The sequence below is a fragment of the Nostoc sp. JL31 genome (assembly GCF_017114965.1).
GTDB classification, from domain to species: Bacteria; Cyanobacteriota; Cyanobacteriia; order Cyanobacteriales; family Nostocaceae; genus Nostoc; species Nostoc punctiforme_A.
Genome location: NZ_JABXKO010000020.1, coordinates 1 through 19869, shown reverse-complemented (window position 1 = coordinate 19869; position 19869 = coordinate 1). Strand labels below are relative to the sequence as shown.

General features: G+C 42.0%; 14 protein-coding genes. 6 read left to right on the top strand and 8 right to left on the bottom strand.

Going from position 1 to position 19869, the window contains the following annotated elements:
- Positions 1 to 303 precede the first annotated feature (303 nt).
- Both HWQ43_RS03375 and HWQ43_RS03370 read left to right on the top strand, forming a co-directional pair.
- The gene (locus tag HWQ43_RS03375) at positions 304 to 1650 is read left to right on the top strand and encodes an LLM class flavin-dependent oxidoreductase (RefSeq protein WP_292730230.1); all 1347 of its coding nucleotides are present in this window, start codon (positions 304 to 306) and stop codon (positions 1648 to 1650) included.
- A gap of 299 nt (positions 1651 to 1949) precedes the next feature.
- The gene (locus HWQ43_RS03370; protein ID WP_292730227.1) at positions 1950 to 3716 is read left to right on the top strand and encodes a tetratricopeptide repeat protein; all 1767 of its coding nucleotides are present in this window, start codon (positions 1950 to 1952) and stop codon (positions 3714 to 3716) included.
- Between the two features lie 167 nt (positions 3717 to 3883).
- On the opposite strand, the gene HWQ43_RS03365 is transcribed toward HWQ43_RS03370, so the two are convergent.
- Positions 3884 to 4381, bottom strand: coding sequence for a pentapeptide repeat-containing protein (locus HWQ43_RS03365; RefSeq protein ID WP_292730224.1), 498 nt, complete (start codon positions 4379 to 4381; stop codon positions 3884 to 3886).
- Between the two features lie 245 nt (positions 4382 to 4626).
- Here HWQ43_RS03365 and gcvT point away from each other — a divergent pair, with 245 nt between their 5' ends.
- The 3 genes from gcvT (at position 4627) to gcvP (ending at position 9404) form a co-directional block, all read left to right on the top strand.
- The gene (gcvT, locus tag HWQ43_RS03360; protein ID WP_292730221.1) at positions 4627 to 5763 is read left to right on the top strand and encodes a glycine cleavage system aminomethyltransferase GcvT; all 1137 of its coding nucleotides are present in this window, start codon (positions 4627 to 4629) and stop codon (positions 5761 to 5763) included.
- Positions 5764 to 5888: 125 nt separating this feature from the next.
- A complete protein-coding gene (gene gcvH / locus HWQ43_RS03355; protein WP_094350648.1) occupies positions 5889 to 6278 on the top strand; it encodes a glycine cleavage system protein GcvH in 390 nt (129 codons plus the stop codon).
- A gap of 192 nt (positions 6279 to 6470) precedes the next feature.
- Positions 6471 to 9404, top strand: a complete 2934-nt coding sequence (gcvP, locus tag HWQ43_RS03350; RefSeq protein WP_292730218.1) for an aminomethyl-transferring glycine dehydrogenase — start codon at positions 6471 to 6473, stop codon at positions 9402 to 9404.
- Between the two features lie 120 nt (positions 9405 to 9524).
- On the opposite strand, the gene HWQ43_RS03345 is transcribed toward gcvP, so the two are convergent.
- The 4 genes from HWQ43_RS03345 to HWQ43_RS03330 all read right to left on the bottom strand — a co-directional run bounded on the left by HWQ43_RS03345 (position 9525) and on the right by HWQ43_RS03330 (position 14346).
- A complete protein-coding gene (locus tag HWQ43_RS03345) occupies positions 9525 to 11141 on the bottom strand; it encodes an alkaline phosphatase (protein ID WP_292730216.1) in 1617 nt (538 codons plus the stop codon).
- Positions 11142 to 11467: 326 nt separating this feature from the next.
- On the bottom strand, positions 11468 to 12013 hold the full coding sequence (locus tag HWQ43_RS03340) for a PEP-CTERM sorting domain-containing protein (protein WP_292730215.1): 546 nt from the start codon (positions 12011 to 12013) through the stop codon (positions 11468 to 11470).
- 638 nt (positions 12014 to 12651) lie between these two features.
- A complete protein-coding gene (locus HWQ43_RS03335) occupies positions 12652 to 13524 on the bottom strand; it encodes an NAD(P)-dependent oxidoreductase (protein ID WP_292730213.1) in 873 nt (290 codons plus the stop codon).
- A gap of 78 nt (positions 13525 to 13602) precedes the next feature.
- Positions 13603 to 14346, bottom strand: a complete 744-nt coding sequence (locus HWQ43_RS03330; protein ID WP_292730211.1) for a tetratricopeptide repeat protein — start codon at positions 14344 to 14346, stop codon at positions 13603 to 13605.
- A gap of 642 nt (positions 14347 to 14988) precedes the next feature.
- Between HWQ43_RS03330 and HWQ43_RS03325 the strand changes: the two genes are divergently transcribed.
- Positions 14989 to 16716: a trypsin-like serine protease gene (locus tag HWQ43_RS03325; RefSeq protein WP_292730208.1), complete on the top strand. Its 1728-nt coding sequence runs from the start codon at positions 14989 to 14991 to the stop codon at positions 16714 to 16716.
- Positions 16717 to 16801: 85 nt separating this feature from the next.
- Here HWQ43_RS03325 and crtO read toward each other — a convergent pair whose 3' ends face one another.
- The 3 genes from crtO to HWQ43_RS03310 all read right to left on the bottom strand — a co-directional run.
- Positions 16802 to 18496 carry a beta-carotene ketolase CrtO gene (gene crtO / locus HWQ43_RS03320; RefSeq protein ID WP_292730205.1) on the bottom strand — a complete coding sequence of 565 codons (1695 nt, stop codon included), beginning with the start codon at positions 18494 to 18496 and terminating at the stop codon, positions 16802 to 16804.
- Positions 18497 to 18603: 107 nt separating this feature from the next.
- Entirely contained in the window at positions 18604 to 19362 is a 759-nt protein-coding gene (locus tag HWQ43_RS03315) for a DUF2993 domain-containing protein (RefSeq protein ID WP_292730202.1), read from the bottom strand.
- A 102-nt stretch (positions 19363 to 19464) separates the two neighbouring features.
- A partial coding sequence (locus HWQ43_RS03310) for a cytochrome P450 (protein WP_292730199.1) occupies positions 19465 to 19869 on the bottom strand: 405 nt, incomplete at its 5' end.

Here is a 19869-nt window from a genome sequence, read left to right as displayed (position 1 = left end):
AGATGCACTGAATTTATCTTAATTAGTGTACTTTATTAGACTGGTAAACGCTATAGGCTTGTTAGCTATTAGTAATTATTTTTTTATGAGGTATCTTTTCAAATGTAGTCGCGAATAACACTACAAACACAAGGTTTAAGTCCTATCATTTTTATCTATCAAAGTAAGATTATGAAAATAAATTATTTTTGTTTGTTTTAGATATAATTTTCGATGTTAAAGTTTGACGAAAAATTTTTAAGAATCAACAACTACCTCAAGGGGACGATCGCCCCTGCATTCTAAACATGATACGGAGGGCTAATGAGCAGATCGAAGCAATTAAAACTGGGTGCTTTCATGCGCCCGGTAAGCATACATACAGGCGCTTGGCGCTATCCTGGGGCTTTGCCTGACGCTAATTTCAACTTCCCAGCGCTGAAACGATTCATCCAAAAACTAGAGCAGGGCAAGTTTGACGCATTCTTCATGGCTGACCACTTAGCGGTGCTAAATATGCCAATCAACGCGCTCAAGCGCAGCCATACTGTCACCTCTTTCGAGCCTTTCACCTTACTTTCTGCCCTTGCCAGCGTCACCGAACACATTGGGCTGGTAGCCACCGCTTCCACTACTTATGACCAGCCTTACCACATCGCTCGCCGCTTTGCGTCTCTCGATCATATCAGTGGCGGTCGCGCTGGCTGGAACATCGTCACCACATCAAATCCAGATGCAGCGCTCAACTTTGGATTAGAAGAAGAGGTAGAACATGACGAACGCTATGTGCGGGCTAGGGAATTTTATGATGTCGTCACGGGTCTTTGGGATTCTTTCGCTGACGATGCGTTCATTCGAGACGTAGAATCAGGGATTTATTTCGATCCCGCAAAAATTCACGTTCTGGATCATAAAGGAAAATATCTCTCCGTGCGGGGACCATTGAACATCGCCAGACCTGTCCAGGGGTGGCCTGTGATCGTCCAGGCTGGAGCCTCCGAAGCTGGTCGTCAACTGGCCGCCGAAACCGCCGAGGTCGTGTTTGCATCAGCTGGTAGCTTAGAGGCAGGTAAGGCATTCTTTGCCGACATTAAGGGTCGCGTGCAGGCGATCGGACGCGATCCAGATAGCATCAAAATTCTTCCAGGTGTCTTGGTAGTTGTGGGTGAAACCGTCGCAGAGGCGCGTGCCAAGCGTCTTCATTTGGACAGCCTAGTACATTATGACAGTGGGATAGCCAGCCTGAATAGCGCACTTGGCTACGATGTTTCGCGCTTTGATCCAGACGGCCCCTTACCGGAAATCCCGCAGACTAACGCCGGACAGTCCTCACGCGAACGAGTGATAGCACTGGCACAACGCGAGAACCTGACCATTCGACAGCTAGCTCAACGCGTCGGCAGTTACGGCGGGCTGGCCTTCGTCGGCACACCCCAAACGATCGCTGATGATATGGAGCAATGGCTGACAGAGGAAGGGTCTGACGGCTTCAACATCATGTTCCCTTTTCTTCCTGAAGGGTTGAATGACTTTGTAGACAAGGTTGTGCCAGAACTCCAACGACGGGGGATTTTCCGCCACGATTATGAGGGCAAGACACTGCGCGAAAATCTGGGACTGACACGCCCCGCCAACCGCTTTTTCCAAACCACCACCGCGTCTGTCAGCTAGACATCACACAACAATGTGATGAAAATCTCTTTTCCCAGTCCTTTATTCTCAAAATATTTAGAGAGAAAAACAAAGTGCTTAGGCGTAGCCCGTCGTAGATATCGCCCACCCGTTTTGAGTTGCAAACTCGAAACTTGAGGTTCAAAGGCTCAACTTTCACCTTCAGAAGCTCAAGTGGCTATGCCCAATGGCAAGCCACTGCTTTTAAATATTTTTATACAAATGTATTTTTACCGCAAAGAGAGGAGATTTCCCAATGGAGACAAAGCTAGAATAAAAATAAACTTCACAAGCTGTTTATGCAATGGGCTAATTTCCTAGCCGAAGAAGCTGCTACAAATCGCTTATCTCTAGAGCAAAGGGCAGCTTTTGCAAAGTATTTTCAGACAGAAAACTTAGGTAAAAGTAAAGCTAAACTTGCCAGCGAATTAAATGTTGATATTGCTGCTTTCACAAAGTGGGTGGGTGAGGTATATGACAAGTTTGCCCAGAATTCTCCTGAGTTAGCGACTTTCAACAATCGAGACAAACTAGAAAAGTTACAAGCTTATCTGAGCGTAAAATATAATAGTGAATTAGATGCCCTCAAACCATTGGCGGCGATGAAACTATTAAAATCGCTAGTGGTTCGGGAAAGACTGCAACAAGAAGCTTGGATTGCCAGAAGAATTTGTAAATTTTTGGGATATTTGCCTTTAGCGTTAGAGTTAGTGGGACGATATTTGGATAAAATGCCAGATTTGTCTCTGGAAACACTGCTGAAGCGGCTAGAGAAGAAACGAGTGGAACATGAACCAGTAGTCAATGCTAACTCATTGATGCCTGATGAATACGGTATATTTGAAGCTTTTGAATTGAGTTGGGAACAGTTGGATGAAAATGCCCAAAGCTTTGGCTGTTTGCTAAGTTTGTGTGCTTTAGCTGACATTCCCCTATCTGTTGAGACAATAGAAGATGACAAAAAACAACAACTCAATAAGAAAGCCATAGCCGATTTACTGGAATTGCATTTGCTACAACAGAAAAGTAAAGGAATTTATCGTCTAAATCCACAGATTCGACAACTTTTCCAAGCGAAGTTGGATAAGTCAAGTGAGGCGGATGAAGCAAAGACTAAATTTGCAGCCATGATGTTAGAGGTAGCAAAGCTAATTCCGCAACAGCTTAAGCCTGAAGATATTCTCAACCTCGCTCCACATATCCCGCATATTACAGAAGTTGCAACTCACCTATCGGAATATCTGGGCGATGAAAATCTAATCACTCTGTTTACCAAATTAGCCTGGTTTTATCAAGGTCAAGGACTTTATCAGCAAGCAGAGCCTTGGTTGCAACGGTGTGTAGAACTGACTCAAAATCGTCTTGGTTTAGAACATAGCGATGTCGCCACTAGTCTGAACAATTTAGCAGTACTCTATGAAACTACAGGACGCTACAGGGAAGCCGAACCCTTGCTTGAGCAAGCTTTAGCACTGAGAAAACGCGTGCTAGGAGAAGAACATACCGATGTCGCCACTAGCCTGAGCTATTTAGGATTAATCTACGAATATACAGGACGCTATAGCGAAGCCGAACCTTTGTATCAGCAAGCTTTAGAACTGTGGAAACGCCTAGTGGGAGGAGAACATCCCCATGTTGCCACGAGTCTGAACAATTTAGGAGCATTGTATTGTTATACAAAACGCTACAGGGAAGCTGAACCCTTGCTCAAGCAAGCATTAAAACTGAGAAAACGCCTGCTAGGAGATAACCATCCCGATGTTGCCACCAGCCTGAACAATTTAGCACAACTTTATGAATCTACAGGAAGTTACAAGCAAGCCGAACCTTTGTATGAGCAAGCTTTAGAACTGAGTAAACGCCTGCTGGGAAATAACCATCCCGATGTTGCCATTAGCCTAAACAATCTAGCAGCACTCTACCGTTATACAAGACGCTACAGGAAAGCCAAACCCTTATTTGAGAAAGCTTTAAAAATTTGTGAACGGACTTTAGGTATAAGTCATCCGACAACTATGACGGTTCGGGCAAATTATGCCAGCTTTTTAAGAGAAGCATATCCCTAGTACTGCAAGGCGGAATTAAAAATTAAAAATGAATACAGCATAAGGATTTCGTTGATTTGGAATGATTGGTTTATTTCCGCCGTGTTCTACTAGCGATCGCTCTTTGTGTCCTCGAACGGTTTAAAATAATATCCTCCTCTTCTTCAGCGAAGAAGAGGGATGAGATTTTACTTACATCCTAAAGATTTGCGAGTATCCACACCAGTTTTAGAATTCACACCACTTGCCTTAACACAAAGCTTTTTCACTTGTATGCCATCTAAAATTGCATTCGTAAAATCAGTACCGGTGACATCCACGCCATCAAAAGTAGAACGCAGCATCATCGCATCAGTCAACACAGCATCACTTAAATCAGCATCCTTAAACCTTGTTAGATAGGCTATGCCTTCACTAAAATCGGCACCATGCAGATTTACTCCCTCCAATACGCTACCGTTAAATACACCACCACGTAAGTCAGCATTGCTAAAATTAGCATTCTCTAATTTGAGATTGGTAAACTCAGTAGCAATTAAACTTTGACCAGAGTAATCCTTGCCCTTGAGTTCATCATTACCCACAGAACGGGTAATACTAGAAGAACTTGCAGCTTGCGCCGATAGGGGAAACAAAAAAAGAACCATAGCTAAGACAAAGCTAGCTAACAGTTGCCAATATTTCATAATCTCTTCTTAATAAATCTCAACACTTCTACTATTAACTATTAAACCTTACAGAAGGGGACAAAGGGGATGGGGGAGTGGAGAGCAGGGGAGAATTAGTAGTAGTAAGTCTTTTTCCTTTGCCCCTCTGCCTTGTGTGCCCAATGCCCCATACCCTCCATACCCAATTTCGATATACAAAACTGTAAAACCAGAAAGCATCTCGTAGGATGATAGATGTTGAGGTGCGATCGCAATAATTACCTGTGGCTAATCAAGAAGACAACGCCCAATCTCTGGCGCGAACCCCTTTATATCAACTGGGTGTAGAACTCAAAGCACGCCTTACCAGCTTTGGCGGCTGGGAAATGCCTGTGCAATTTAGTGGAATTAGCCGCGAACACGAGGCTGTAAGAAATACAGCCGGAATGTTCGATATTTCCCACATGGGCAAATTTACCCTCCAAGGTAAAAACCTGATTTCCCAACTCCAGCCACTAGTACCTTCCGACTTGAGTCGTTTGCAAGTTGGTCAAGCGCAATACACCGTATTGTTAAATCCTCAAGCGGGAATTATTGACGACATCATTGTTTATTATCAAGGTGAAGACACCAGTGGTACACAAAAGGCATTCATCATAGTCAATGCGGCAACCTCTGGTAAAGATAAAGCATGGCTCTTGCAACACCTTGACCTAAATAAGTTGCAATTCCAAGACCTTTCACCAGATAAAGTCTTAATTGCCGTGCAAGGGCCAAAAGCGATTAAATATCTCCAGCCATTAGTGCAAGAAGACTTGCAACCAATCAAAGCCTTTGGACATTTAGCAGCAACTCTACTAGATAAACCTGCCTTCCTAGCCCGCACAGGTTACACCGGAGAAGATGGCTTTGAGGTGATGGTAGACCCAGATGTGGGAGTAGAATTGTGGCGAAGTCTCCATAAAAGTGGTGTTATCCCCTGTGGACTCGGTGCGAGAGACACTCTGCGCCTAGAAGCAGCGATGGCACTTTACGGACAAGATATCGATGACACTACCACACCTTTAGAAGCAGGTTTAGGGTGGCTAGTTCACTTAGATACCAAAGGCGATTTTATTGGTCGGGAAGTTTTAACAGAGCAAAAATCCAAGGGAGTACATCGTCGATTGGTAGGTTTGCAAACCCAAGGACGCAACATTGCCCGTCATGGCTATCAAGTGTTATCCGAAGGTAAAGTTGTGGGAGAAGTTACTAGTGGCACCCTGTCACCTACACTTGGTTATCCTGTTGCATTAGGCTACGTTCCCACCCAGCTAGCAACTGTTGGTCAGCAGCTAGAAGTCGAAATTCGCGGCAAAGCTTATCCAGCAGTTGTAGTTAAACGTCCCTTTTATCGGTCAAAAAATCGTGTTGCCAACTGATAAGCGCTGAGGTTTTTGAGGAATAATGTGTTGTGAGTTATTCAATCTACAGTCAGGTTCATTACCAAATATGGCTTGGATGAGTATTGGGGCAATAATTTTTTTAATAAGGGAGAGGAAGTGATATGTCTTTTGAATATCCTCAAGATTTCAGATATCTGGATTCTCATGAATACGTGCGAATAGATGGTGAAATTGCCACAATTGGCATTACTGAGTTTGCCGTACAGGAATTGGGTGATATCGTCTTTTTGGAACTGCCAGAAATTGGCGATGCTCTTACCAGGGGAGAAAACTTTGGCACAATCGAATCAGTGAAAGCCGTTGAGGAACTGAATTCACCAGTGACAGGCACCGTTATAGAACGGAATGAAGCCTTAATTAATTCTCCCGAAGAAGTGTCAGAAGACCCCTATGGGGAAGGGTGGTTTTTGAAAGTGCGCGTCAATGACCCTGGCGAAGTTGAAGATGCCTTGACAGCTGATGAGTATCGCGCCCAAGTAGAAGGGGAGTAGGAGTGCTTAGTGCTGTTAGCGGGGCGTTGAGCCAGTGCTGAATGGAAGAGTAAAGGAGTAGGTGAGTGGAGGAGGTAATTAACAATTACTCTTATTCACCTATCCAATATCTTCCGAATCCCCAGTCCCCAGCCCCCAGTTTAAAAGTATTTATTGCAAAATATGATAATAGTACCATCTGGAGAGTAATTTGTGGTATTGAACGCCCCTATTCTCAAGTCTAATGAGCAGCAAGTGCTGGACGACAAAAGTCAAAAGTTAAGTAGTTTTGTGCCAAGACACATTGGCCCTAACTCTGATGACATCCAGCTTATGCTTAAGGTTTTGGGATTTCCCAGCCTGGATGCTCTAATCGACCAAACAGTTCCACAGGCAATTCGGCTGAAGCAACCGCTAAAGTTACCAGCAGCAGAAAGTGAGTATGCAGCACTGGCATCATTAAAAAAAGTTGCTGCGAAAAATCAGGTTTTCCGTTCATACATTGGTATGGGCTATTACGACAGTATTACCCCACCTGTGATTGGGCGTAATATCTTAGAAAACCCTGGTTGGTATACTGCCTACACTCCTTATCAGCCAGAAATTGCCCAAGGGCGACTAGAAGCGCTGCTGAATTTTCAAACCTTGATTATCGACCTCACAGGTTTGGAAATCGCCAATGCTTCGTTACTTGATGAAGCCACAGCCGCAGCGGAAGCGATGAGCCTAAGCTACGGTGTCTCCAAAAATCAGGCAGATGCCTATTTTGTCTCTCGTGACTGCCATCCCCAAACCATTGATGTGTTGCAAACACGCGCTAAACCATTGGGGATTAAGATTATTGTTGGCGATCATCAAACATTTGATTTTGATCGACCAATTTTTGGGGCTGTTCTGCAATACCCTGCAAGTGATGGCACTATTTACGACTACCGCGCTTTTATCGAAAAAGCCCATGCTAAGGGTGCATTGGTGACGGTAGCAGCAGACCCTCTAAGTTTAACTTTGCTGACCCCTCCAGGGGAATTTGGCGCTGATATTGCTGTCGGTAGCACTCAACGGTTTGGTATTCCGTTGGGGTTTGGGGGGCCTCATGCGGCATACTTTGCTACGAAGGAAGAGTATAAGCGGCTGGTTCCAGGGCGAATTGTGGGTGTATCAAAAGATGCCCAAGGTAAGCCTGCATTACGTCTCGCCTTGCAAACCCGCGAACAGCATATCCGCCGCGAAAAAGCCACTAGTAATATTTGTACTGCACAGGTGCTACTGGCGGTGATGGCGAGTATGTATGCCGTCTATCACGGTCCTGCTGGACTGAAGCAAATTGCTGAGAATATCCATCAGCTAACTTTAATGTTGGCAGCAGGACTAAAGCATCTAGGTTACAAAATTAGTTCTGAAAATTTCTTTGATACACTGCGGGTGGAATTGGGAACACGCAGCCTGGAAGTAATTCTTGAAGCTTGTCAAGCACGGAATATTAACCTGCGGATTTTTGATGACACTGCCGTTGGTATCTCTGTAGATGAAACAACTACAGTAGATGATTTGATAAAGCTTTGGGAGATTTTTGCAGCGTCTGATAGTCCATTTTTCAGCTTTACAGAAATTGGAGACTTAATTGCAGCACGGCGCAAATTACCTCTAGAAAACTCAACCCTTGCCCGTACAAGTACATATCTCACCCACCCAGTTTTTAACCGCTATCACTCAGAAACGGAGTTATTGCGCTATCTGCACAAACTGGAAAGCAAGGACTTGTCGTTAACTACGTCGATGATTCCCTTGGGTTCTTGCACAATGAAGTTGAATGCGACTGCTGAAATGATTCCGGTAAGTTGGGAGGAATTTGGCAAGATTCATCCATTTACCCCAGCGTCGCAAACGCAAGGTTATCAAATCCTATTCCAGCAACTTGAGGCATGGTTAGCTGAAATTACCGGGTTTGCGGGAATTTCTCTGCAACCAAATGCTGGTTCTCAGGGCGAATACGCCGGACTTTTAGTAATTCGTCAATATCACGAAAATCGGGGTGAAGCACACCGCAATGTTTGTTTGATTCCCACTTCTGCACACGGGACAAACCCAGCCAGTGCAGTGATGTGTGGGATGAAGGTGGTGGCTGTTGCCTGTGACTCACAAGGTAATATTGATGTTGCTGACCTGAAGAGTAAGGCAGAAAAACACAGCAATGAATTAGCTGCTTTAATGGTGACATATCCCTCAACTCATGGTGTATTTGAGGAGCCAATTCAGGAAATCTGCGCTGTTGTGCATAGTCACGGTGGACAAGTTTACATGGATGGGGCAAATATGAACGCCCAAGTGGGAATTTGCCGTCCTGGGGATATTGGCGCGGATGTCTGTCACTTGAATCTGCACAAAACTTTTTGTATTCCTCATGGTGGCGGTGGTCCTGGTATGGGGCCCATTGGCGTTGCATCTCATCTTGTGCCTTTTCTCCCCGGACATCCTGTTGTTACTATCAACGACTCAACTCAGCACTCACATATTGGTGCTGTGGCGGCTGCGCCTTGGGGTAGTGCTAGTATCTTGGTGATTTCTTGGATGTACATCGCCATGATGGGTGCAGATGGTTTAACCCAAGCTACTAAGGTAGCGATTCTCAACGCTAACTACATTGCCAAGAAACTGGAATCATACTATCCGGTTTTGTATCAGGGGAAAAATGGTCTAGTTGCCCATGAATGTATTTTAGACTTGCGATCGCTCAAAAAATCAGCTGCAATCGAAATCGATGATGTTGCCAAGCGTCTGATAGATTATGGTTTCCATGCGCCGACTGTCTCCTGGCCTGTAGGGGGTACAATCATGGTGGAACCTACAGAAAGTGAATCTAAACAAGAGTTGGATCGTTTCTGTGATGCGTTGATTTCTATTCGCCAAGAAATTGCCGAAATAGAAGTTGGCAAGGTGGATGTCCAAGATAATGTTTTGAAGAACGCACCCCACACTGCCGAAAGTCTGATTACTGGAGAATGGAATCATCCTTATTCTCGTGAACAAGCTGCTTATCCCGCGCCTTGGACTCGTGAATATAAGTTCTGGCCGGCTGTCGGTCGCATTGATGCGGCTTTTGGCGATCGGAATTTTGTTTGTTCTTGTCTGCCAATGGATGCTTATTAAACTGAAGTGAAGAGTTAGGAGTTAGGAATTAAAACTCCTAACTCCTGCCTTCGATAAAAACTGATGATTTACCTATTTCTATCTGTGATTATCTAGTTGTGATACCTGGGAATTAAACGATTAGGCTTGTTGTATTTCTGGACGACCATCTTCAACTACAAATGAAGCCCGCTTACTAAGCGTGCCATTCGGGGTTGTGACGTTTGATAAAACTAGATAGTCTGTCTTGTAGGTTGTGGGAGTCAGCGCACAGCGAACATATCCCCGTTGACCGTTGAAGAACTTAATGTGTGGGTTATCGGGTAAGTAAGCTTCAACATTTGGGCTGGTATCTGCCCCATCTCCACCGGAGGTTATTGAGGTACAGACGAATTCACTCCCAACCGTAGCAGATTTTGGGTTATTAAAGTCAGCCTTTAAATTTATTGCCCAGTTGGAATGGATATCGCCTGATAAGACTACTGGATTAGATGGTTTGCGCTGTTCTAAGAAACGCATAAGGCGATCGCGGGAAGCCACATAACCATCCCACTTATCCATGCTGTAGGTTCCGCCTTCCCCTGGTTTTGTGTCTATCTGAGCAACTATAACTTGCTGGGCTAAAACGTTCCACTTAGCCTGTGAGTTATTTAAACCATTGTATAGCCAATCTTCCTGACGCTTGCCGGTAATCGTTGCATTCGGATTTAAATTTTCTGGGCAACGTTCTTTAGTACCATCACCACAGGGCTGATCGGTGCGATACTGACGGGTATCTAGGACATGGAAGGTAGCTAAGTTACCAAAGGAAAGCCGACGGTAAAGTTGCATATCGGGGCCAACGGGACGCGAGAAGGGGCGCAGTGGCATGTGTTCGTAGTAAGCCTGATAGGCAGCAGCCCGTCGTTGCAGGAAAATTGCCCGATTTTGATCTGGTTCAGTATCGACTTCCGAGATGTCGTTGGCGTAATTGTTTTCTACCTCGTGGTCATCCCAGGTGACAATCCAGGGAAAGGCTGCATGAGCTGCTTGCAGATTGGTATCAGTTTTATAGAGGGCGTGACGGTTACGGTAATCTTCTAAGGTTAGAATTTCGGCACTGTTATGCTTTCTGGGACGATTGTTTGAGATTCCGCCTTCATAGATGTAGTCTCCAACATGCACTACCAAGCTGAGGTCATCCTGGGCAATATATTTGTAAGCAGTATAGTATCCCTGCTCATAGTGCTGACAGGAAACAAGGGCAAAGTTTAATTTATTTAAGTAGCCACCTGCTAAAGGCGCTGTACGGGTGCGACCAATGGGGCTAGCGTCTTGACCGACAAGAAACCGATACCAGTACCAAGTATCAGATTGCAGGCCTTCTACGACAACTCGAACTGAATGAGCTAGTTGTGGAGTTGCAAGTACCGTACCTCTGGAGACAATACGCCTCATGTCGGGATCGGTTGCTATTTCCCAGCGAATTGGCACATTCACAGGTGGCATTCCACCTCCATTTAAAGGTTCAGGAGCGAGACGAGTCCAAATCACTACGCTAGTAGGATAAGGATCGCCCGACGCTACACCTAAAGTGAAAGGATAATTGGAAAATCTGCTGGTGGCGTAGACGCGTAGCGGCTTGTCGGCAGACATCGCTCTTTGAGAAGAAAATTGGTTAGCGATCGCTAAACCAGATAATGCTCCTGCTCCAATAATTAAGTTGCGTCGTTTAATTCGACTGTGCAGGAACTGCTCAAAATTCCGGTAATCTACCATTCTCTACTCCTGGCTAACAGGTAAGTTAAAGTACAGCAACAGCTAACACAAAGATGGCGGAGTAATCGTAGGAAAATTTTGTAATTATTCCCTTATAGCAATTCTTTATTAAGACCCATAGAAATAACCCTACCACCCTTGTTAAGGAGAGGTTGGGAGGGGTCATAATATGCAGCTTCATAGAGAATTGGTATTGTCAAAATCAGATTTTAATTTCCAATTTTCCCCTCTGCTATCAATGTGTCAGATGTTGTTTCCCACATAAAACCCTACTAATAAGAGATTAATTCTTGGCAAAGAAATTGTTAATATCAACTTAACCAAGGTTAGATTTTAATCTTTTTCATGGATGCTACCTTTCTCTTCATCATTGAGCCAAGGCTACAAGCAAAAAGAACACCAATTAAAGGTGTAGGTTCAGGTACTTGTCTATAAGAAACTGTACCTGATATCAGTTCAGTATTGGGAGAAGTTTTAGAGTAAATTGTAAAATCGTCACCAATAATTTCATAACTGATAGAACTGGAAGGATTAGCTTTATCATTAAACTGATAATCTAATCCAAAATACGTTTGTCTTGTTAAGGATGTTGTTTTAAAAACAAGAGGAAAATCTGGGGAATTTGCATCATCTTGTTCAGTATAAATGGTATCGCCATCAAAGTTGAAAAAAAGTGACTTAATGGGAGCTTCGGGATTATAGTCATTGCTGAAGGTTGAGTCATCAAAGCTAAAAAAGCCATTCCCCTTTGTTGCTCGACTATCAACGGTGAAAGCGTAATTAAGAATTGCAGCAGATGCAGATTTTACATCTACGGTAGCAAAACCTAAAGCAATAGTAGCAGCAACCAATAAATTTGGAACCAATTTCATCTCAATTTTCCTTACCATCAACTTCTGTAAGCAATGCAATTACAAGCTACAAAAATAACTTTTATCTAACTTACTTATTTTCCCAATTGAAATTCATAACTGTTAGATCCAGTTATGAAATCAATATTTTTCTCTTTTTCAATAAGAAGCAAACAACTGCCCAAATTGTTTTGAGACACCTCATTTTAAAATTAGGAGTTTAAGCAAACTTTAATTAAAGGTAAAATTGAAGAAGAATTCAGAAGTCAGAATTCAGGAGTCAGAATCAAGACGCTGCGCTATCAGTCGGGGATTCAGACCCGCGACTGAATTTTTGTAAGCTAATCGTCATTCATTTTTTCAGAATGATTCGCTTGTAGTAAGGGCTTCAGCCCTGTTTTTATGCGACTTAAATGCCGATTAGCTTACCACTAAATTTTCAATTTAGTGGGGGTGCAAAAACGCCGATTATTCAGACGCTCTCTACGAGACGCTAAAAGCGAACGCAGACTCGCTCTAAGCGAAGCTATGCCGTTGGCGAAGCCTCTCGAAGAGAAGGCTTTACGCTGCGCTATCCGCCAGTCGTACAGAATACCCAACTGAATTCTGACTCCTGACTCCTGAATTCTGTTCGATAAAATTTAATTTAAAACTTAGTCTTAACTGAATTGTATTGCCTCTAATTCTTCCCTTACAGATAAAGGCTGATACCCCAATGCAAATGCTTTAGAACTATCCAAAGAAACATCTGTTGGTCTAGGTGCTGCCATTTTCACATCTTGTTGTCGGCAGGATTTCAGACCAGTGGTGGGAAGTTGGAATACTTCTACTAATATCTGTCCAAAATCATAACGCGAAATCCGCTCTTTGCCGCCTAAGTGAATGATGCCGTTAACTTTTTCTAATGCTAATAAAAGTCCTTTGGCGGCAGTTGTTCCACTTACTGGTGTGCGAAATTCATCTATAAATAAACTTAGTTCTTTTTCTGCTTGTAAAGTCTGAATAAATGGCTGAATAAAGCTTTTAGCTGTGGGTGTTGCTGCACCAAACATCAAGGGCATCCGACACACTGCGGTCATCGGATACCTTTCTAGCATATCTGCTTCAGCTATGGATTTTTGCTCACCGTAAAGATTGACAGGACACACGGCATCTGTTTCTTGATAGGGAGCATTTAAGCCATCAAAAACTAAGTCGGTTGAGGTAAAAGCACAAGGAATAGAGTTATCCGCGCAAAGTCCAGCAATATTACAGGATGCGATAACATTAATTGCGTGGGATTCTTTGGGGTTGGTTTGACAAAAATTTGGTTGCGAATGTGCAGCAGTATGAATAACTGCTTCTGGTTGGACATCATTAAAGATACGCTTCAATTCCTGAAAATTTGTTAAGTTCGCTTTTAAAATTTTCATGCCAGGAATCTCTAAAGAATGGGATAAATAAGTGCCATAAATATCCCATTCTTGTTTGGCAAGCTGACAAAGATGCCATCCTAAAAAACCACTTGCCCCGGTGATTAACAATTTTTTCATGTCTAACCTTAAACCGCTCAAGAAAAAATCCTTTCTACAGCAGGCGTATATTCTACACCGAGAGGTGGTGATAAAATCCTATTGCAGTAATTCCTGAAACTGCTTTTCACTACGCACTTTGCTAAAGTCTGGGTCAGTTTTTGCTAATTTCTTGTATTTATCAGGAACAAGCTTGATTGCTTTGTCTAGGTTTTCAATTGCTAATTCTAGATTGTTTTGTAAAGCATAAGAGCAAGCTTTATTGTAATATGCTTGGTGCAAATCTTGCTTGATGGCGATCGCTCTATTATAAGATGCGATCGCATCCTTGTAGCGGTGCAGCTTTGTCAGAGCAATGCCTCGGTTAATTAAGGCTTCATATTTGTCGGGTTGGATGGCGATCGCTCTATTATAGGATGCAAAAGCATCTTGGTAACGTTGCAACGATGTTAGAGCTATGCCACGATTATACCAAGCTTCATATTTGTCGGGTTTGATGGCGATCGCTCGATTGTAAGATGCAAGAGCGTCTTGGTAGCGTTGCAACGATGTTAATGCTATGCCACGGTTAATCCAAGCTTCAGGACTCTCAACTTTAATGACGATCGCTTTATCATAAGCTTTTATGGCATCTTCATAATTTTGTCTATCTAATAAATTATTACCTTGATGAAAGTAATCTTCTGCTTTTTGCGTAGCCTTCGCTTCTATAAAAAGTTGGGTTACATTGCTTTCTTGGACAACCTGTGTAGTATTTTCTGCCGATGAGTTTGCCCCCTCACTACAGCCAAATGTCAAGAAAGCTATCAAGCCAGATGCAACGAAGCAGTTCCGAAAAACCATGCTGTACCTACAAAAATTATTAGATGATGTTAAAATTTGTTAGTTTTTTGAGTATTATCAAAATACACTACTTTTTACCCATTAATTTACTTATATTTATTTTCCCAAAGAGCCTTGTTGACAATGCATAAAACTTTATCAAAATCAAGGGTGTATAATATTATCATAATAAATACACATAAAGCAATCGCTTAGAACTACTTTACTCAAAAAACAATTATATTTGTATTGCTATATATATTGCGTAGCTGGGACTCGTCGTAACATCGTACTCGTGTAGTAATTCACCCTGATAAAAACCTTCTTCAATTTGCCAATGCCGACGGTATAAATTAGCCAGGATCGCAGGGGTGAGGACAGAAATAATATCATAATAGCTAGTTTTTCCAACCTTTATTTCTATTAATTAGTTTTATTTTGCCTTCAAAATAAAACAGAAAATCAACTCTACATTATTGATAAATCGTAGACATAATTTATATTAAAACTATGGCAATTTATAGGTTTAATATTACTTAAAAGCTGAGTAGCAGGAAGCATTATTCATAGAAATTACTAGTGAATTATTAATGCTAGGAGATAATTTCTGGTATTAAATTTGTATATTTTGTATTTATTATTTTCTATTAAGGATCTAAAACTATGTCTGTTTTCTCCCCTGATGGTCGGACAAAAGTTAGCAACACCACAACTTTTCCGTTTAGTGCTATAGGAAAGATGAGAATACGTTGGAAAGGCCCAGATGGGGTTATTGATACTGCTGATGATATTATCGTCAACGGTTCTAGTGCCATGATTGATTCCTACCACTTTTTAACAGCAGGACACTGTGTGTATGACACAAGATATGGGGGTTGGGCAGATAAAATTGAGGTGATGCTTGGCTCTAAAGGGAATATCATTGCTGGTACAAACCGCGCTGACTATGAATACTATAGTGAAGCCAAATCTGTTTATACACGTTCTTTTGAAGGATGGACTCAAGGAGATCAGACTAAAAGCGAAACTTTTCAATACGATATAGGATTGGTTACTCTTGACCGCAATATTGGAAACTTCACTGGCTGGTTTAACTATGGATATGACGATAATCTCAGTAGTGGAACTTTAATGAATGTCACTGGATACCCTTCTGATAAGTTTGATTCCAATAGCGATGGGAAATTTGATAACTATGATATGTGGACTCAGAGTGGAAAAATCACAAGTACAACTGACTCGATCTTCCGTAGTAATGAGCTAGATATTCTAAATGGAAATAGTGGAGGCCCTCTATGGCTTAATAATTCCAACACAAATAAACCGACTATTTATGGAATAGCTTCAAATGAGACAACCTCCAACCAAACTCCGCTTTACAACGAGTTCGCCCGAATTACAAGCACTCGATATAACGAGATTCAAAACTGGATCAACGAAGACACAGCTACACGTAAACCCACTGATAAAGCTGATTTAGTAGACTCTGATGTGTGGTTTAACACAACTCTTGGAAGTTTTAGTAATAACACTATTAAAAATGGCGAAAATTTCAGCATCACAGTCTATCCTCGCAACAATGGTACAGCCCCGACAGGTAATTTCTCAGTTTCTTTTTACGCTTCTACTGATACCAATGTCACTAATAGTATTGGCTCTCATTACTTAATTGGTAATACAACTATTTCTTCGATTAACCCATTCAATTCGGGAACAGCGGCATGGAATGGTGCGTTTCCCAATATCCCAATTGGAAATTACTACGTTATTTCATTTCTAGATCCAACTAATTCAATCCAAGAGTTTGATGAAAGTTTAACCAGCAACCAAAAGGTATTTATAACTTTACTCTCTGTTACCAATAGTGCGATATTACCTCTTACCATTTCATCAACTATTAGCTCTCCTTTAACAGCCCGTGAAGAAAATCTCACCACAGGTACAGCCAATATTAATGAGAGTGGTAATACTGGTAATAACCAGCTAAATGGTGGAAATAGCAATGACATCCTTATAGGGGGAAGTAGTAACGATACTTTCGTTGGAGGTTTAGGTAATGATACCTTAACAGGAGGAACTGGATCTGATGTTTTTATTATTAATACCCCTTCTGAAGGAATTGATAACATTACAGATTTTTCGCCCTTAGATGACACAATTTATGTTTCTAAAATAGGGTTTGGAGGTGGACTTAATGAGGGTATACTTCAAGCCACGCAATTTTTTATTGGTTCAGTAGCACAAAATAGCAGCGATCGCTTTATCTACAACAATAATACAGGGGGTTTATTCTTTGATGCTGATGGTATAGGCTCATCTGGTCAAATCCAAGTTGCTCAACTAGCAATAGGTCTAGCCATGACTAATACAGATATTTTCGTGATTACCTGATAAATCAAGACGCGATAAATCGCGTCTCTACATGAGGGTTTTGGGTTTATCTGAACTGTATAACTCTACTTTATCTGTGCAACGCTTAATTGATGCCAAACACTGACTCGACAGTTGACTTAATCGAATCCCGCGCATCCTTCAAAGTTTGGCTAATGGGATGTTTTGCCTGCAAAAATGCCCGCGCACAATTGCGTCCCGGCATTCCCGAAATTGAACCACCTGGATGAGTCCCTGCACCAGTCAAAAATAGATTATCAATTGGCGTTTTGTAGTTGGCTATTTCTGGTAATGGACGGAAAAATATCATCTGATCTAGGGTCATGTCAACATGATAATAATTCCCTTTGTACGCACCTAATCTTTCTCCTAGTTCTGCTGGACTTTCTACCCGACGGGCAATAGTTGCACCTTTGACATTGGGTGCATAGTCTGCCAACTTATCAATCACCCTATCTGCAACTTTGTTTTTCAATTCATCCGTCCAACCAGTACCTTTTAAACCAGTGCCTTCTGCACCAGCAATTTGATAAGGGGCAAAATACTCAATCCATACAGTGTGCTTGCCTGGTGGTGCTAATGTGGGGTCTAAATAACTAGGCATCACCACATACATTGATGGGTCAGCATCAGGAATCTCTCCCAAAGTACATTTACTATGAGCCTGTTCGACATGAGCCACGGAATCTGCAATTAAGATAGAACCGACGAGATATTCATCTTTGTGAGCGTGGTGGGGAAAGTGCAGTGGTTCATCTAAAGCTAAATCTATCTTGAGGATGGTTTCGTTATTGTTAACGATGCGGCGTTCTAATCTTTCCCATAAATCAGGGTCGGCTCCATCAACATCGCTTTTATCAGTCATTTGTAAGAACAACCGCTTGGCATCAATATTAGAAATAACCCCGTATTTAGCGCGATATTCTTTACCACCAGCAACCCGCACACCTACAGCTTTGCCATCATCAATTAAAACTTTTTCAACGTGCTGATCTGTGAGAATAACGCCACCTTTACTTGTGACTAAATTCACCAAAGCTTGCACAAGTGCGCCTGTTCCGCCGCGAGGTCTCGCCATCCCCGGATTGTGACGCATTGCCATCATAATTGCACCAATGGCAAGGGTTTTTTGTGATGGTGGCGCACCCAGTTCTGATGCTAGTCTGGCTAGCGGCGCTTTCAGAAATTCCTCATCAAACCACTCGTTAAGCAAATCTTCAGCGCTGGTTAACATCGTGCGAATAAAGTCCAGCGTTTTGTTAGGTGAACCAATAACTGAAAATAAATCCTTGAGTTTTGTGATGTCGTAGTTACCAAGGATGTCTATAATTGACTTTGGCGGTGCATTAAACATGGGAATCATTGCACCTAGCGCTCGCTGCCAATAGTCTACAAACTCTGCGTATTTTTTGGCATCACGTTCACTGTAACGAGCGATTTCTGCACAAGTCTTTTCCACCGACTTATGTCCTAAGAAATACTTACCATCAGGATGAGGACAGAAAACAACTGGATCGCACTCCAAATAATGCAAGCCATATTTTTCTAGTTCTAATTCTTCAACAACTGGCCCCAAATGAATAAATTCATGGTCAATAGCACACAAGTTAAATTTAAATCCAGGAGCCTCTTGTGGTAAACATTCTTCAGTTGTTGCTGCGCCACCTGGTACAGAACGCTTTTCTAGTAACAGAACGCTATAACCAGCTTTTAGCAAATAAGCTGCACAAACTAGCCCATTATGTCCAGCACCGATTAGGACAACATCATACTCTTGCATACTTGGAATTTAGAAATAATCAGTAACTTTCAAAATATTAGAAAATTTTTATTACATTTACATCATCCCTCAGTAACAAAAATTATCTTTAACTAGTGTCAATCCTACTAAGGAGAGATTAAACTTGATGATGAAGGTATTTGCTTTACCTGAGCTTCTAACATCAGTATTAAAGTACCTTTTTGTACTTCTATATCTTTGATAGAAAACGATATATCCTCCCATTTAAAAGATGGTATGTTCATCAGTTCTTTAGCTTTCTGCATGAATGCTGTAATTAATTCTATTGAAATCCCCTCTCCCTCAGTGCAGTTAAAAGCCTCCAACATGGCAGGTTGTGAATGAGTGCGTGGGCGAGCGATCGCAGTGTAAGCTAAAGGGCGAGTATTTCCCATTTCCTTTAACTGCACCTTTCCCCTAAATTCTATTTTGCCATCACCAGGTAAAAATACCTGAATTTCTTCTGGTTCAAAACTGACAATTTCGCCATCTACATTCAACTCAAAGTTTTGCATCTGGCTACGAACAAACTCTGAGGTCAAGGCGCGGTTAATATCTACTTCTGTGAGTATAACTCTAGCAATGGTATTGATTGGCTCATTGAGTTCTATTTGACCAAAAAGAGCGCTAAAGGGATTGATGGCAATACTATCTGTTTGCAGTTTTATTTCCTGTATGCGAATGTCTTCTTTAATGACTAATCCTTGTCCTGCAACTGTAACTCCATCCGCCTGTCCCTGAAGTATTTTTAACAAATCGGTTTGTACATCTATTTCTATTTGTTCTACTTCATCTAGCTGATTGGATATTTGTTTTTCAGCTTCTTGGGATAGAAATTGTTCTTCTAACCGATGCTCATCAGGCATGAATTAGTAAGCTCCTAAATGTCCTCTTACTAGTTACTGTAAAGGCTAGATACTAAGGAGCGGATCTACATTGCGGTATATGCAAATCGGAGGATTGAGTAATTAACTAGAAAGTATTGTTTGTCTTTTAAATTTTGCCTTTTTGGTAACAACCATTTTTATACCACCGCTAGGGACAATTGTAATACCACGACGGACTGGATGCACTGGACGTTTATCAGTAAGGCTTAGTTCAAAATGGGATAATATTATGGCTGTTACTAATTTTATTTCATACATAGAAAATGCTGCACCGATGCAACCACGATAACCCCCACCAAAGGGTAAATATTCGTAAGGTGAAAATTTTTGGTTGAGGAATCTTTCTGGACGAAACTGTTCTGATTCTGGGTAAGTGTCTGTTCGGCGATGTGCTAAATAAATACATGGAACTAAAATTGTTTCTGATGTAACCCACATTCCGCAGGGCGTGTTAAAAAAGAAGATAATATTTTCGACAAGGGGCAC